Genomic DNA, 13886 nt, shown 5'->3' with positions numbered 1-13886 from the left:
GCGTGCTCGGCAGGCTGGGGGCATGACAGCGATCGAGGTGCGGGGACTGCACAAGGCGTATGACGGCCGGAAGGTGGTCGACGGGGTTTCCTTCGAGGTCGGCGAGGGGGAGGTCTTCGGGATCCTCGGCCCCAACGGAGCCGGCAAGACCACCACAGTGGAGTGCGTGGGGGGCCTGCGGACCCCCGACGAGGGGTGGGTGCGGGTGTGCGGGTACGACCCCGCCACGCAGCGGGACGAGCTCACCCGGGTGCTCGGGGTCCAGCTCCAGGAGAGCGAGCTCCAGGCCAAGCTGACCGTCCGTGAGGCGCTCGACCTGTACGCCTCCTTCTACGAGCGGCCCGTCGACCGGCGGGAGCTCGCCGAGCGGCTCGGACTGGCCCCGCACCTGCGGACCCGGTTCGGGAAGCTGTCCGGCGGGCAGAAGCAGCGGCTGTTCATCGCCCTGGCGCTCCTCGGCGGTCCCCGGGTCGTCGTGCTCGACGAGCTCACCACCGGGCTCGATCCGCGGGCCCGCCGCGACACCTGGGCGCTCGTCGAGTCCGTACGCGACAGCGGCGTGACCGTCCTCCTCGTCACCCACTTCATGGAGGAGGCCCAGCGGCTCTGCGACCGGATCGCCGTCATCGACCGCGGCCGGGTCACCGCCCTGGACACCCCCGCCGGGCTCATCCGCCGCGCCGGGGCCGCCAAGTCCGTCTCGTACGAGGACGACGGGCGGATCGACCGGGCCGAACTCCTCGCCCTGCCCGGCGCCGCCGCCGTGGACGCCCAGGGCGGCCGGACCGTGCTCACCGGCACCGACGCCACCGTCGACGCCTTCGTCCAGCTGCTCGCCCGCCGCGGGATCACCGCCCGCGGACTGCGCGTCACCGACGCAACCCTCGACGACGCCTACCTCGACCTGACCGGAGCCGACCAGTGACCACCGTGACCGCCGCCCCGCGCAGCCGCCCCGCCGCCGCCCTGCTGCGGACCGAGCTCCGCCTCTTCGCCCGCGAACCCGCCTTCCTGTTCTGGGTGCTGGCCGCGCCGACCGTGCTCCTCGTGATCCTCGGGTCCATCCCGTCCTTCCGCGAGCCCTCCGCCGACCTCGGCGGACTGCGCACCGTCGACCTCTACGTCCCCATCGCCGTCCTCTTCGCCCTGATCACGGCCGGACTCCAGGCCCTGCCACCGGTCCTCTCCGGCTACCGGGAACGCGGCATCCTGCGCCGCCTGTCCACCACCCCGGTCCGCCCCGGCGCCCTGCTCGCCGCCCAGCTCGTCCTGAACGGGGCCGCGGGGCTCGGCTCCGCGCTGCTCGTCATCGCCGTCGGCCGGCTCGCCTTCGGCGTCGCCCTGCCCGGCAACCTCCCCGGCTACGCCCTCGCCCTGCTCCTCGCCACCGCCGGCAGCCTCGCGCTCGGCGCGACGGTCTGCGCCGTCTCCCGCACCCAGAAGATCGCCCAGGGCATCGGTACGGCCGTCTACTTCCCCAGCATGTTCACGTCGGGCGTCTGGCTGCCGGTCCAGATGATGCCGGATACGCTGCGCGGGATCGTCGGGTTCACCCCGCTCGGCGCCGCCTCCCGGGCCCTGGGCGCGGCCGCGTCCGGTGCCTGGCCGGCGTGGAGCGCGCTCGGTGCGATGGCGCTGTGGACGGTGCTGCTGACCGGGGTGGCGGTCCGCTGGTTCCGCTGGGAGTGACACGAGTGCCGTACGCGAGGGGCGAAGTGACCACGAGTACCGTGACGTCGGTCGAGGAACGCCGACGGCAGTTCTTCCGCTGGGCGCCGTACGGACTGCTCGCCGTGGCCACGGTCCTCGCGCTCGCCGTCGCCGACCGGATCACCCCCCGCCCCCTCGCCGTCCTCGTCGCGCTCCTCACCGCGACCCTCGCCCTCCAGCTCTGGTGGACCCGCCGCGAGCGCGCCTTCGCCGCGAGCGAGCCGCCCGCGCCGGACACCCCCGGCGTCGTCAGCATCCCCGGCGCCCCCGGCCCCGCCTCCGTCACGTACTTCGTGCTGCGCACGGCGCTCGGGTTCGCGCTCACCTGGGTGAGCCCGTTCTTCGCGGTCTTCGCCTGCGTCGGGTACTTCGACGCCGTCCCCCTGCTGCCGCCCCGCCCCGTGTACGCCCGCGCCGGACTCCTCGCCGTGGCGCTGACGCTCGGCGGCTCGCAGTCGGGCGGGCTGCCGCCGCGGTCCGCCGTCCAGTGGGCGGCGTTCGGCGGACTGTTCGCGCTCAACGCCGCCCTCGCCCTCGGCCTCGCCCACCTCGGCGGCAAGGAGATCGAGAGGGCCGCCACCCTCGCCCGCACCAACGCCCGCCTGGAACAGGCCCTCACCGAGAACGCGGCGCTCCAGGCGCAGCTCCTCGTGCAGGCCCGCGAGGCGGGCGTCGCCGACGAGCGGCGGCGGCTCGCCGCCGAGATCCACGACACCATCGCGCAGGGCCTCACCGGCGTCATCGCCCAGCTCCAGGTCGTCTCCGTGACCACGGACCCCGAAGTCGCCCGGGTCCACCTGGGCCGCGCCGCCGACCTCGCCCGGCACAGCCTCGGCGAGGCCCGCCGCTCGGTGCAGAACCTCAGCCCGGTCGCCCTGGAGCACGACACCCTGCCCGAGGCGCTGAAGAAGACCGTCGCCGCCTGGACCGAACGCACCGGCATCGCGGCCCGGTTCACCGTCACCGGCACCGAGCACCCGCTGCACGACGAGATCGCCGCCACCCTGCTGCGGATCGCCCAGGAGGCCCTGGCCAACGCCGAGCGCCACTCGGGCGCCACCCGCGCCGGCGTCACCCTCTCCTACATGGGCGACGAGATCACCCTGGACGTACGGGACGACGGCCGCGGCTTCGACCCGGCCGCCGTCCCCGCCCGCTCCCGGGCCGGCGGCTTCGGCCTCGACGGCATGCGCGCGCGGGCCGAGCGCCTCGCCGGCACGGTCACCGTGGAGACCGCTCCGGGCGAGGGCACGGCGATCTCCGCTCGCGTACCGTTGGGCGCGCCATGACTGACATCACGCTCCTGATCGTCGACGACCATCCCGTCGTACGGGACGGCCTGCGCGGCATGTTCGCCGTCGAGGGCTCCGGCTTCCGCGTCCTCGGCGAGGCCCCCGACGGCGTCCGGGGCGTCGAACTCGCCCTGGAACTCGACCCGGACGTCGTCCTCATGGACCTGCGGATGCCGGGCGGCGGCGGGGTCGACGCCATCGCCGAGCTCACCCGGCGCGGGGCCCGCTCCCGGGTCCTCGTCCTCACCACGTACGACACGGACACCGACACCCTCCCGGCGATCGAGGCGGGCGCGACCGGCTACCTCCTGAAGGACGCGCCCCGCGGGGAGCTCTTCGCGGCGGTGCGCGCCGCCGCCGAGGGCCGCACGGTCCTCTCCCCGGCCGTCGCCTCCCGCCTGGTGACCGCCGTCCGCACCCCCGCCGCCGCCGACACCGGCCTCTCCGCCCGCGAGAACGAGATCCTCGCCCTCGTCGCCAAGGGCACCCCGAACCGCGCCATCGCCGCGGAGCTCTTCATCAGCGAGGCCACGGTCAAGACCCACCTCACCCACATCTACGCCAAGCTCGGGGTCAACGACCGCGCGGCCGCCGTCGCCACCGGCTACGAACGCGGCATCCTGGGCCGCGCCTGAGCGGTCGCGGGCTACTCCCGGACCCGTAGCAGGACCATCGCGCGGGCCGGGACCGTGATCACCGTGCCGCCCTCGTGGCGGGTGCCCGGTGGTGCGGACTGGTCCTCGCGGGAGGTGTCCACGACGAGTTCGTAGGTCGCGGCCCACGGGGGGCCGGGGAGGTGGAAGTCCAGGGGCCGGGGGCCGGCGTGGAGGACGGCGAGGAAGCTGTCGTCGGTGATCTGGCGGCCGAGGGCGTCGCGGCCGGGGATGTCGCGGCCCGAGAGGTAGAGCCCGAGCGTGGCCGTCGGCGCGTACCAGTCGCGTTCGGTCATCTCGGTGCCGTCGGCGGTGAACCAGGCGAGGTCCCGCAGCCCGTCCGCGCCCTGGGCCCGGCCGGAGAAGAAGGCGCGGCGGCGCAGGACCGGGTGGTGGTGGCGGAGGGAGAGCAGGCGGCGGGTGAGGGAGAGGAGGCCGGCCCGGCCGGGGTCGTCGGGGAGCGACCAGTCGAGCCAGCCGAGCTCGTTGTCCTGGCAGTACGCGTTGTTGTTGCCGCCCTGGGTGCGGCCCATCTCGTCGCCGGCGACGAGCATCGGGACGCCGGTGGAGAGGAGGAGGGTGGTGAGGAGGTTGCGCTGCTGGCGGAGGCGCAGCTCCTGGATCCCCGGGTCGTCGGTCTCGCCCTCCACCCCGCAGTTCCAGGAGCGGTTGTCGTGGGTGCCGTCCCGGTTGCCCTCGCCGTTCGCCTCGTTGTGCTTCCGCTCGTACGTGACGAGGTCCCGGAGCGTGAAGCCGTCGTGGGCGGTGACGAAGTTGACGGAGGCGTACGGGCGGCGCCCGCCCCAGGCGTACAGGTCGCTGGAGCCGGACAGCCGGTAGCCGAGGTCCCGCACGTCGGGGAGCGCCCCGCGCCAGAAGTCCCGTACGGCGTCCCGGTAGCGGTCGTTCCACTCGGTCCACAGGGGCGGGAAGGCGCCGACCTGGTAGCCGCCGTTGCCGACGTCCCAGGGTTCGGCGATCAGTTTCACCCGGCGCAGGACCGGGTCCTGGGCGATGACCGCCAGGAAGGGGGAGAGCATGTCGACGTCGTGCATCGAGCGGGCGAGGGCCGCCGCCAGGTCGAAGCGGAAGCCGTCGACGCCCATCTCCGTGACCCAGTAGCGCAGGGAGTCGGTGATGAGGCGCAGGACCTGCGGCTGGACGACGTGCAGGGTGTTGCCGCAGCCCGTGTAGTCGGCGTACCGGCGGGCGTCGGACTGGAGGCGGTAGTAGCCGCGGTTGTCGATGCCCTTGAGGGAGAGGGTGGGGCCGAGTTCGCCCGCCTCCGCCGTGTGGTTGTAGACGACGTCGAGGATGACCTCGATCCCGGCCGCGTGCAGCGCCCGCACCATCCGCTTGAACTCGCCGACCTGCTGCCCGGCCGTCCCGGACGAGGAGTAGCCGGCATGCGGGGCGAAGTAGCCGACGGAGTTGTAGCCCCAGTAGTTGCGCAGCCCGCGGCGGAGGAGGTGGTCCTCGTGGGCGAACTGGTGGACCGGGAGGAGCTCGACCGCCGTCACCCCGAGCCGGACCAGGTGGTCGACGGCGGCGGGGTGCGCGAGGCCCGCGTAGGTGCCCCGCAGGTGTTCCGGGATGCCCGGGTGCTGCTTCGTGAAGCCCTTGACGTGCAGCTCGTAGATGACCGAGTCCTGCCAGGGCGTCTTGGGCCTGCGGTCGTCGGACCAGTCGTCGTCGTCATGGACGACGACGCCCTTGGGGACGTACGGGGCGGAGTCCCGCTCGTCGCGGACGGTGTCGGCGACGTGCTGCTGGGGCCAGTCCCGGACGTGCCCGTAGACCTCGGCCGGCAGGGCGAAGTCGCCGTCGACGGCCCGCGCGTACGGGTCGAGGAGCAGCTTCGCCGGGTTCCAGCGGGCGCCGGTCCACGGGTCCCAGCGGCCGTGCACCCGGTAGCCGTACCGCTGCCCGGGGCCGACGCCCGGCACGAAGCCGTGCCAGATCTCGTGCGTCAGCTCGGTCAGCGGGAGGCGCGTCTCCGTCCCGTCCGCGTCGAAGAGGCACAGCTCCACCGCCTCCGCACCGCCCGCCCACAGGGCGAAGTTGGTGCCCGTCACCCCGCCGGGGCCGACCCGGCAGCGGGCCCCCAGCGGGGTCGGCGCCCCCGGCCACACGGGCGGCCCGGCCCGCTCCAGGGCACGCTGCTGTACCGCCTCCTGCTCGGCTGCGCTCGCCACCGTCCCGGCCTCCCGCGGCTCGTCGGGCCCGCACGCGGGGGGAGCGGCGGCGTCCCGGCCGTCGCTCCCGCGCGTGGTTCTCCCCCTGTTCTGCCCGCACGGCCGTGCTCCCAACATGACCGGCACGCACGTTTCCCCTGGAGGGTGGCCGTCGTTGGGCCGGGTGTGACCTTTGTGTGGAAGCGGGCGGGGCACGCCCTCGCGGTGGCGGGACTGATGGCGGGCCTCGCGGGCTGCTCCGGAGCGGGCGGCGGTGGCGGCGTCGGCATCGGCCTGCCGGGCAAGGCGCGGGCCCCGGGCGACGTCATCCGGGTGAGCCCGGAGGACGGCAGCCGGGCGGTGCCGGCCGAGGGGCCCGTCGAGGTGAAGGTGGACAGCGGGCGGCTCGAAAGGGTGACGGTCGCCCAGGTCGAGGACGGCCGGCGGGCCGAGGTCGCCGGGGAGATCTCGGCGGACGGGCTGCGCTGGCGGCCCCGGCGGGACGCCCGGCTCGCGCTGGCCGCCAAGTACAGCGTGGACGCGGTCGCGCTCGACGGGCACGGGCGCCGCTCGGCCCGGCACACCACCTTCACCACCGTGGTCCCCGAGTCCCGCTTCATCGGCTACTTCAAGCCGGAGAACCGTTCCACGGTCGGCACCGGCATGATCGTCTCCTTCGGCTTCAACCTGCCGATCGAGAACCGGGCCGAGGTCGAGCGGGCCGTCCGCGTCACCTCGGAGCCGCCGGTGGAGGTCGTCGGCCACTGGTTCGGCAAGGAGCGGCTCGACTTCCGGCCCGCCGCGTACTGGCGGCCGGGCACGAAGGTCACCGTGGAGATCGGCCTGCGGGACGTCGAGGGGGCGCCCGGGGTGTACGGCATCCAGCGCAAGAAGGTCGGCTTCACCGTCGGCCGCTCCCAGGTCTCCCTGGTGGACGCGGCCGCGCACACCATGGAGGTACGGCGGGACGGCCGGGTCCTGGCCACGCTGCCGGTGACCGCGGGGGCGCCGAAGACCACCACGTACAACGGGAGGATGGTCGTCACCGAGCTGTACGACGTGACCCGGATGGACGGCAGGACGGTCGGGTTCGGCGGGGAGTACGACATCAAGGACGTGCCGCACGCGATCCGGCTGACCGACTCGGGGACCTTCCTGCACGGCAACTACTGGGCCGACCCCTCCACCTTCGGCTCGGCCAACGTCAGCCACGGCTGTGTGGGCCTGAGGGACGAGAAGGGCGGCAGTCCCGACTCGCCGGCGGGCTGGTTCTTCGACCGGACGCTCGTCGGGGACGTGGTGGAGGTGGTCAACTCGCGGGACAAGGAGGTGGCCCCCGACAACGGTCTCGGCGGCTGGAACCTGGACTGGCGCCGGTGGAAGGCGGGCTCCGCGCTGAGCTGACCCCCGACCGCCTCCCGTATCACGCCGACTGGGACTGAACGGTGACATGCGCGAAGAACTTTCGTGTCCTGCGGTGTGATTATCTAGCGCTGTGTGCGCGAGTGGATGCGCACGGGGGAGGGGCCGTGGCGATGCCGGGCCGTGCGAGGGGAGAAAGCCACAGTGAACGGGCAGCCGATATCGGGGGCATCGGTCGGGAGCGGGCGGCGGCGCGGGGGCGTCAAGCTGCAGGCCCTGGCGGCAGGGGCGCTGCTCCTGGTCCTGACCGCCTGCGGCGGCGGTGAGACCGCCACCGGCGGCGGTGCGGGGGGCCAGGGTCCGGCCGCGCAGGGCGGCGGCCAGCAGGGGAACGCGGCCTCGCAGGCGGTCGTGACGGTCCTTCCGAAGGACGGCGCCGACTCGGTCGCCACCAGCGGGGCCCTCAAGGTCACCGCCGAGCAGGGCAAGCTGACCACGGTCACGGTCGCCGACTCCAAGGGCACCGAGGTCGAGGGCAGGATCGCCGCCGACGGCGCCAGCTGGTCGCCGACCGCGCACCTGGCGGCGGCCACCCAGTACAAGGTCCACGCCATCGCGAAGGACGCCGACGGCCGCGAGTCGGCGAAGGACACCACCTTCACCACGCTCGTCCCGAAGAACACCTTCATCGGCCAGTACACGCCGGAGGACGGTTCGACCGTCGGCGTCGGCATGCCGGTCTCCATCAACTTCAGCCGGGGCATCACCGACCCCGAGGCCGTCGAGAAGGCCATCAAGGTGACGGCCGTCCCGGCCGTGCGGATCGAGGGCCACTGGTTCGGCAACGACCGCCTCGACTTCCGTCCCGAGGACTACTGGGCCGCCGGCACCAAGGTGACGGTGCAGCTCAACCTGGACGGCGTCGAGGGCCGCCCGGGCGTCTACGGCAAGCAGAAGAAGACGATCTCCTTCACCATCGGTCGCCGTCAGGTCTCCACGGTGGACGCCTCCGCGCACACCATGAAGGTCGAGCGCGACGGCAAGATCATCAAGACCATCCCGATCAGCGCGGGCGCGCCGTCCACGACGACGTACAACGGGCAGATGGTCATCAGCGAGAAGTACAAGGTGACCCGCATGAACGGCGCCACCGTGGGCTTCGGCGGCGAGTACGACATCAAGGACGTGCCGCACGCGATGCGCCTGTCCAACTCGGGCACCTTCGTGCACGGCAACTACTGGGGCTCCCCGGGGATCTTCGGCACCACCAACACCAGCCACGGCTGTGTCGGTCTGCAGGACGCGCGGGGCGCGGGCGACAGCTCGATGCCGGCGGCCTGGTTCTTCGACCGCTCGCTCATCGGTGACGTGGTCGTCGTGAAGAACTCCAAGGACAAGCAGATCCAGCCGGACAACGGCCTCAACGGCTGGAACATGGACTGGTCGGAGTGGATCGCCTAGACCTCCCGTGACCTTCCGGTCGAAGGGGCCCGGTGCTGTGAGCAACAGCACCGGGCCCCTTGCCGTTAACGGACACTAACCTTCCTCCCATGACTGTGAACCTCGAAGTCGCCGAAGGCGTCGGCACGATCCGCCTCGACCGCCCCCCGATGAACGCCCTGGACGTCGCCACCCAGGACCGGCTGCGCGAGCTGGCCCAGGAGGCGACCGACCGCGACGACGTGCGGGCCGTGGTCCTCTACGGCGGCGAGAAGGTGTTCGCGGCCGGCGCGGACATCAAGGAGATGCAGGTCATGGACCACGTGGCCATGGTCAAGCGCTCGCGCGCCCTCCAGGACTCCTTCACCGCCGTCGCCCGCATCCCCAAGCCGGTCGTCGCCGCGATCACCGGGTACGCCCTCGGTGGCGGCTGCGAGCTCGCGCTCTGCGCCGACTACCGGATCGCCGGCGACAACGCCAAGCTGGGCCAGCCCGAGATCCTGCTCGGCCTGATCCCCGGCGCGGGCGGCACCCAGCGCCTGTCCCGGCTGATCGGCCCCTCCAAGGCCAAGGACCTCATCTTCACCGGCCGGATGGTGAAGGCCGACGAGGCCCTGACGCTCGGCCTGGTCGACCGGGTCGTCCCGGCCGCCGAGGTGTACGAGCAGGCGCACGCCTGGGCCGCGAAGCTGGCGCAGGGCCCGGCCGTCGCCCTGCGGGCCGCGAAGGAGGCGATCGACCAGGGCCTGGAGGCCGACATCGACACCGGTCTCGCCATCGAGCGCACCTGGTTCGCGGGCCTGTTCGCCACCGCGGACCGGGAGACCGGGATGCGCAGCTTCGTCGAGGAGGGCCCGGGCAAGGCGAAGTTCGCCTGACGTTCTTCACGGGTCGGGTGACGATCCTTCACGGGTGGGGGCCGATTCCGCCGGAACGGCCCCCGCGGAGGGCTTCGTACGGCCATGATGGGGGGCATGGCGGGCCTGGAGGGTAGGGAACAACCGCGGCAGCGCGCGAGCGCCGCCGCATCGCGGTGGTCACCGGCCGCCGACGACGAACAGGCCGCCGACGCAGTGGAGTTGTACGGCAATCCGGCCGAGGAGGATGTCCGGCTGCCGTCCCGCCCCGAGTCCGCGTGGGTGGCCCGCAGGCTCACCCAGCACGTCGTGCTGCGGCAGTGGGGGCTTGGTCCGACGATCGCCGAGCACGCGATCCTCCTCGTCTCGGAGCTCGTCGGGAACGCCGTGCGGCACACCGGTGCCCGGGTCTTCGCCCTGCGGTTACAGCGGCGCCGGGGCTGGATCCGGATCGAGGTGCGCGATCCCTCGCGCGGACTGCCCTGTCTGATGCCGGTGCACGAGCTCGACGTCAGCGGCCGCGGGCTCTTCCTCGTCGACAAGCTCGCCGACCGCTGGGGCGTGGACCTGGCGCCGCGCGGCAAGACGACCTGGTTCGAGATGCGGGTCGTCGACCGGCCCTGAGGCTCCTGGCCCCGGACGCACGGAAGCCCCCGTGCGCAGTGGTGGGGCGCGTGGGGGCTTCCGTGTGGTGAGCCGTGGACGGGGGGGTGTATCCACGGCCGCTATGTCGACCTGGCCCGGGTCAATGGGGGTCGTGTCTCCGACTATGGCAGACGGGAGGCCTCGCCGCCAAAAGTCCTTACTGGGGCGAGACGGGTCAAAAGCGGACAGTTCAATTATGAATCGTTGGTGACGTGTAGCACTCGCCTTGTAAACAGTGAATGGCTATGCGGTTCATCGGGTGTTTCTGGTGCTCGTCCGCATGGTGGACGCCTGGCGCGCGGCGGCAAACGTCCTGAATTGGCCTAATCGTGACCAATCGGGCGACATCCCTCTTAAATGGTCGCGTGAAGCCGACCGACCGCCGAGGAGCCCTCCGGGCGGGCGCGGCCGCCGCCCTCGCGGGAGCCCTCGCCACCGCCTGCGGCACGGAACCCCGCCCCGCCCCCGCCGCAGCCCGGCCCCCCGCCGCAGCCCGGCCCCCCGCCCCCGCGCCCGTCGCCGCCCCGGCGCCCCGCCGCTTCCCCGGGCAGCCGGACGAGATCGCCCACGGCCCCGGGGACCGGCCCCGGGTCGCCCTCACCTTCCACGGCCAGGGCGACCCCGCCCTCGCCCGGCGGCTCCTCGGCCAGGCCGAGAAGGCCGGCGCCCGCGTCACCGTCCTCGCCGTCGGCGGCTGGCTCGACGAGCACCCCGAGATGGCCCGCCGCATCCTCGACGGCGGCCACGACCTCGGCAACCACACCCAGCGCCACATCGACATCAACGCCATGACCGAGGCCGAGGCCCTCGCCGAGATCGAGGCCTGCGCCGGCCGGCTGCGCCGCCTCACCGGCTCCGTCGGCACCTGGTTCCGGCCCTCCCGCACCCAGCACGCCGCCCCCCACGTCCTGCGCGCCGCCCGGCGCGCCGGATACCCGCACGTCCTCTCGTACGACGTCGACTCCCTCGACTTCACCTCGCCCGGCGCGGCGGCCGTCGTCCGCAACGTCATAGGGCCCGTCCGCGCCGGATCCGTCGTCAGCCTGCACTTCGGCTACCCCGACACCGCCGCCGCGCTGCCCCTCCTCCTCGCCGACCTCGACCGCCGCGGCCTGAGCGCGGTCACCACCACGGAGCTGCTGAGCTGATGGCACACCCCACCCGAAGGACCAGGGCCCTCCTCGCCGCCGCCCTGATCGCCGGACTCGCCGGCTGCGGCACCGCGAACCACTCCGAGGGCGCCGCCCCCGTGAAGAAGGCCGCCGCCGTCCCCAAGGCGGCCGTCGCTCCCCCCGGACTCCCCGGGATGCCGCCCCTGCTCGACGCGCACGACGTCTACGCCGCCGACCGGCCGAACCGGCTCTCCCCGGTGGTGAAGGACTTCCCCTCCCGGGTCTACGTCCCCAACACCAACTCCAACACCGTCTCGGTCATCGACCCCGCGACCTACCAGGTCGTCGAGACCATCCCGGTCGGCGTCCAGCCCCAGCACGTCGTCCCCTCCTGGGACATGAAGACCCTCTGGGTCAACAACGACCGGGGCCACACCCTCACGCCCATCGACCCCGCCACCGGCGTCGCCGGCAAGCCCGTCGAGGTCCACGACCCGTACAACCTCTACTTCACGCCCAACGGCAAGTACGCCATCGTGATGGCCTCGCTCGACCGCGAGCTCGTCTTCCGCGACCCCCACACCATGGAGCGGAAGAAGACCGTCCCCGTCAGCTGCTACGGCGTCAACCACGCCGACTTCTCCGCCGACGGGCGCTACTTCGTCGTCTCCTGCGAGTTCTCCGGCGAGCTCCTCAAGGTCGACACCGAGAAGATGGAGGTGATCGGCCAGCAGAAGCTGCCCTTCCAGGGCGCCATGCCGCAGGACGTGAAGATCTCCCCGGACGGGAAGACCTTCTACATCGCCGACATGATGGCCCACGGCATGTGGGTCCTGGACGGCGAGAAGTTCACCACCCCCACCCTGCTGCCCACCGGCAAGGGCTGCCACGGCCTCTACGTCAGCCGGGACTCGCGCGAGATGTACGTCTCCAACCGGGGCGAGGGCTCGGTCTCCGTCTTCGACTTCGGGCAGAACAAGCTCACCAAGAAGTGGTGGCTCCCGGGCGGCGGCTCCCCCGACATGGGCGGCGTCTCCGCCGACGGCAAGGTCCTGTGGCTCTCCGGACGCTACGACGCCGAGGTGTACGCGATCGACACCGCGACCGGGAAGCAGCTCGCCCGCATCCCGGTCGGCAGCGGCCCGCACGGCCTCGCGGTCTACCCGCAGCCGGGCCGCTACTCGCTCGGGCACACCGGCATCTTCCGGTAGCGGCTCAGCCGGCGATCAGGAGCGCCTCCGAGGCCACCGGGCGGTAGCCGGCCGCCTGGAAGACGCGGACGCTGCGGGCGTTGCCCGGGGACTGCTGGGCCCACACCACCCCGCCCGGGGCGAGGTGGCGGGCCGCCGTCGCCAGGGCCCGGCCCAGGCCCCGGTGGCGCACCTCCTCGTCCACCTCGATCGCCGCCTCCCAGCGGCCCGCGACGCCCCGGCCCAGGATCAGGACGCCGCCGTCGGCCGCCCAGACCCGGACCTCGTCGCGGAACTTCAGGGCCCGCGCCACCCGGGGGTGCGCGGGGTCGTCGATCTCGCGGAGCTCCAGCGGGGGAGGGCCCGGCAGGGTGTCCGCCACCGTGAGCAGGTCGATCGTGTTCATGTGCCGGCCGGTGCGGGCCATCAGGGCGTACAGGAAGCCCGGGTTCATGCTCGCCGCGAGCGGGTCGCTCGACGCGGCCGCCAGCGCGGCCCGCACCCACTCCGGGTCGGCGTCCGTGAAGACCACCGAGTGGGCGGTGAAGGCGAGCACCCCCGCGTCCCGGGGGTTCGGCTGCGGCACCACCGTGGTCGAACCGTCCGGAGGCGGGAAGTCCCCGCGCGCGGCCGCCGCCAGTATCCGTGCCACCTCGTTGTTCATGCCCCCATCATCGGTCACCGGGCGGCCAGCTAATCTGGCCCCGTCAGACAAGCACCAAGAAGGGGCGGACGCAGTGGCGGACATCGACTCGGCACGCACGGCATTCAACAAGTTCGACGTGAACGGCGACGGCTTCATCACCGCCGAGGAGTACAAGCACGTCATGGCGGAGCTGGGCGACTTCAACGTCACCGTGACGGTCGCCGAGGCGATCATCAAGCAGCGCGACGACAACGGCGACGGCGTCCTGTCCTGGGACGAGTTCTGGGCGCACTACAGCAAGGCCTGAACCTGAGCTGCCGGCCCGGACGGGCGGAGCGACCCGGGTCGCGGCCTGTCCGGGCTTTGTCGTACCCCGGACCCGACGTATTGGCCTAGACCTATTGTGCGGCTCTTTTCGCGACGGTACGTTCGTCCACGGCTGCGCAGCCGGACGTACCGCAACGCAACGCACCACATCGCATCGTCACGCACTCCGCCGGGGCATCCCGGCGTTTTCAGGAGGCAATGCCATGTACCGCCGCACCGCAGCCGCCCTCGCGACCGCCGTCACCGCCGGGGCGCTCGCGCTCGGAGCCGCCGGAGCCGCCCAGGCCAACCCCGGCCCCGGCTACTACGCGAACAGCTCCTACTCCTCGTACGCCGACTGCCAGGCCGCGGGGAAGGCCGGCTACAGGATCTGGGGCCCGGTCTTCACCTGCGAGCCCTTCAGCGCCGACCGCCAGGACATCATCGTCCTCTGGGTCCGCGCCTGACGGAGAAACGGCCGGCCCCGGGGGAGATCCCC

General features: G+C 72.9%; 14 protein-coding genes. 12 read left to right on the top strand and 2 right to left on the bottom strand.

Annotated features, from left to right (window positions below; all coding sequences use genetic code 11):
- Positions 1 to 22: 22 nt before the first annotated feature.
- Genes ACH4TP_RS00630 through ACH4TP_RS00615 form a run of 4 tightly spaced genes read left to right on the top strand, consistent with a single transcriptional unit; the run spans position 23 to position 3637 of the window.
- On the top strand, positions 23 to 925 hold the full coding sequence (locus ACH4TP_RS00630) for an ABC transporter ATP-binding protein (RefSeq protein ID WP_398435044.1): 903 nt from the start codon (positions 23 to 25) through the stop codon (positions 923 to 925).
- Complete coding sequence (locus ACH4TP_RS00625) at positions 922 to 1689, top strand: ABC transporter permease (protein ID WP_398435042.1); 768 nt, start codon at positions 922 to 924, stop codon at positions 1687 to 1689. Before ACH4TP_RS00630 ends, ACH4TP_RS00625 begins: the two co-directional genes overlap by 4 nt.
- Before the next feature lie 26 nt (positions 1690 to 1715).
- On the top strand, positions 1716 to 2999 hold the full coding sequence (locus tag ACH4TP_RS00620) for a sensor histidine kinase (RefSeq protein ID WP_389236012.1): 1284 nt from the start codon (positions 1716 to 1718) through the stop codon (positions 2997 to 2999).
- Complete coding sequence (locus ACH4TP_RS00615; protein WP_398435039.1) at positions 2996 to 3637, top strand: response regulator; 642 nt, start codon at positions 2996 to 2998, stop codon at positions 3635 to 3637. Before ACH4TP_RS00620 ends, ACH4TP_RS00615 begins: the two co-directional genes overlap by 4 nt.
- An 11-nt stretch (positions 3638 to 3648) precedes the next feature.
- Here the strand turns inward: ACH4TP_RS00615 and glgX are convergent, their stop codons facing one another.
- Positions 3649 to 5850: a glycogen debranching protein GlgX gene (gene glgX, locus ACH4TP_RS00610; RefSeq protein ID WP_389236008.1), complete on the bottom strand. Its 2202-nt coding sequence runs from the start codon at positions 5848 to 5850 to the stop codon at positions 3649 to 3651.
- Between the two features lie 216 nt (positions 5851 to 6066).
- On the opposite strand from glgX, the gene ACH4TP_RS00605 reads away from it, so the two are divergent.
- The 6 genes from ACH4TP_RS00605 to ACH4TP_RS00580 all read left to right on the top strand — a co-directional run bounded on the left by ACH4TP_RS00605 (position 6067) and on the right by ACH4TP_RS00580 (position 12456).
- Positions 6067 to 7233, top strand: a complete 1167-nt coding sequence (locus ACH4TP_RS00605; protein ID WP_389236263.1) for an Ig-like domain-containing protein — start codon at positions 6067 to 6069, stop codon at positions 7231 to 7233.
- 162 nt (positions 7234 to 7395) lie between these two features.
- Positions 7396 to 8652, top strand: a complete 1257-nt coding sequence (locus ACH4TP_RS00600) for an Ig-like domain-containing protein (protein WP_389236006.1) — start codon at positions 7396 to 7398, stop codon at positions 8650 to 8652.
- 89 nt (positions 8653 to 8741) lie between these two features.
- Positions 8742 to 9509: an enoyl-CoA hydratase/isomerase family protein gene (locus ACH4TP_RS00595; protein WP_398192369.1), complete on the top strand. Its 768-nt coding sequence runs from the start codon at positions 8742 to 8744 to the stop codon at positions 9507 to 9509.
- A 96-nt stretch (positions 9510 to 9605) separates the two neighbouring features.
- Positions 9606 to 10112, top strand: a complete 507-nt coding sequence (locus ACH4TP_RS00590; RefSeq protein ID WP_389236002.1) for an ATP-binding protein — start codon at positions 9606 to 9608, stop codon at positions 10110 to 10112.
- A 386-nt stretch (positions 10113 to 10498) separates the two neighbouring features.
- Positions 10499 to 11281: a polysaccharide deacetylase family protein gene (locus ACH4TP_RS00585; RefSeq protein ID WP_398435036.1), complete on the top strand. Its 783-nt coding sequence runs from the start codon at positions 10499 to 10501 to the stop codon at positions 11279 to 11281.
- Complete coding sequence (locus ACH4TP_RS00580) at positions 11281 to 12456, top strand: YncE family protein (RefSeq protein WP_398435035.1); 1176 nt, start codon at positions 11281 to 11283, stop codon at positions 12454 to 12456. Before ACH4TP_RS00585 ends, ACH4TP_RS00580 begins: the two co-directional genes overlap by 1 nt.
- Positions 12457 to 12460: 4 nt before the next feature.
- Here ACH4TP_RS00580 and ACH4TP_RS00575 read toward each other — a convergent pair whose 3' ends face one another.
- On the bottom strand, positions 12461 to 13099 hold the full coding sequence (locus tag ACH4TP_RS00575) for a GNAT family N-acetyltransferase (RefSeq protein WP_398192363.1): 639 nt from the start codon (positions 13097 to 13099) through the stop codon (positions 12461 to 12463).
- A gap of 73 nt (positions 13100 to 13172) precedes the next feature.
- Here ACH4TP_RS00575 and ACH4TP_RS00570 point away from each other — a divergent pair, with 73 nt between their 5' ends.
- Positions 13173 to 13388, top strand: a complete 216-nt coding sequence (locus ACH4TP_RS00570; protein ID WP_041131334.1) for an EF-hand domain-containing protein — start codon at positions 13173 to 13175, stop codon at positions 13386 to 13388.
- Between the two features lie 223 nt (positions 13389 to 13611).
- Entirely contained in the window at positions 13612 to 13854 is a 243-nt protein-coding gene (locus ACH4TP_RS00565; RefSeq protein ID WP_389235993.1) for a hypothetical protein, read from the top strand.
- Positions 13855 to 13886: the final 32 nt, after the last annotated feature.

Origin of the sequence: Streptomyces sp. NPDC021012, from assembly GCF_044333355.1 — a bacterium.
Taxonomy (GTDB): Bacteria; Actinomycetota; Actinomycetes; order Streptomycetales; family Streptomycetaceae; genus Streptomyces.
This window is presented reverse-complemented; position numbering and strand designations above follow the sequence as displayed.

What these genes read in the sequence shown, in the direction of transcription:
- ACH4TP_RS00630 (WP_398435044.1), top strand. Translation starts at nt 23, where the DNA reads ATGACAGCGATCGAGGTGCGGGGACTGCACAAGGCGTATGACGGCCGG.
- ACH4TP_RS00615 (WP_398435039.1), top strand. Translation starts at nt 2,996, where the DNA reads ATGACTGACATCACGCTCCTGATCGTCGACGACCATCCCGTCGTACGG.
- ACH4TP_RS00605 (WP_389236263.1), top strand. Translation starts at nt 6,067, where the DNA reads ATGGCGGGCCTCGCGGGCTGCTCCGGAGCGGGCGGCGGTGGCGGCGTC.
- ACH4TP_RS00595 (WP_398192369.1), top strand. Translation starts at nt 8,742, where the DNA reads ATGACTGTGAACCTCGAAGTCGCCGAAGGCGTCGGCACGATCCGCCTC.
- ACH4TP_RS00590 (WP_389236002.1), top strand. Translation starts at nt 9,606, where the DNA reads ATGGCGGGCCTGGAGGGTAGGGAACAACCGCGGCAGCGCGCGAGCGCC.
- ACH4TP_RS00580 (WP_398435035.1), top strand. Translation starts at nt 11,281, where the DNA reads ATGGCACACCCCACCCGAAGGACCAGGGCCCTCCTCGCCGCCGCCCTG.
- ACH4TP_RS00575 (WP_398192363.1), bottom strand. Translation starts at nt 13,099, where the DNA reads ATGAACAACGAGGTGGCACGGATACTGGCGGCGGCCGCGCGCGGGGAC.
- ACH4TP_RS00565 (WP_389235993.1), top strand. Translation starts at nt 13,612, where the DNA reads ATGTACCGCCGCACCGCAGCCGCCCTCGCGACCGCCGTCACCGCCGGG.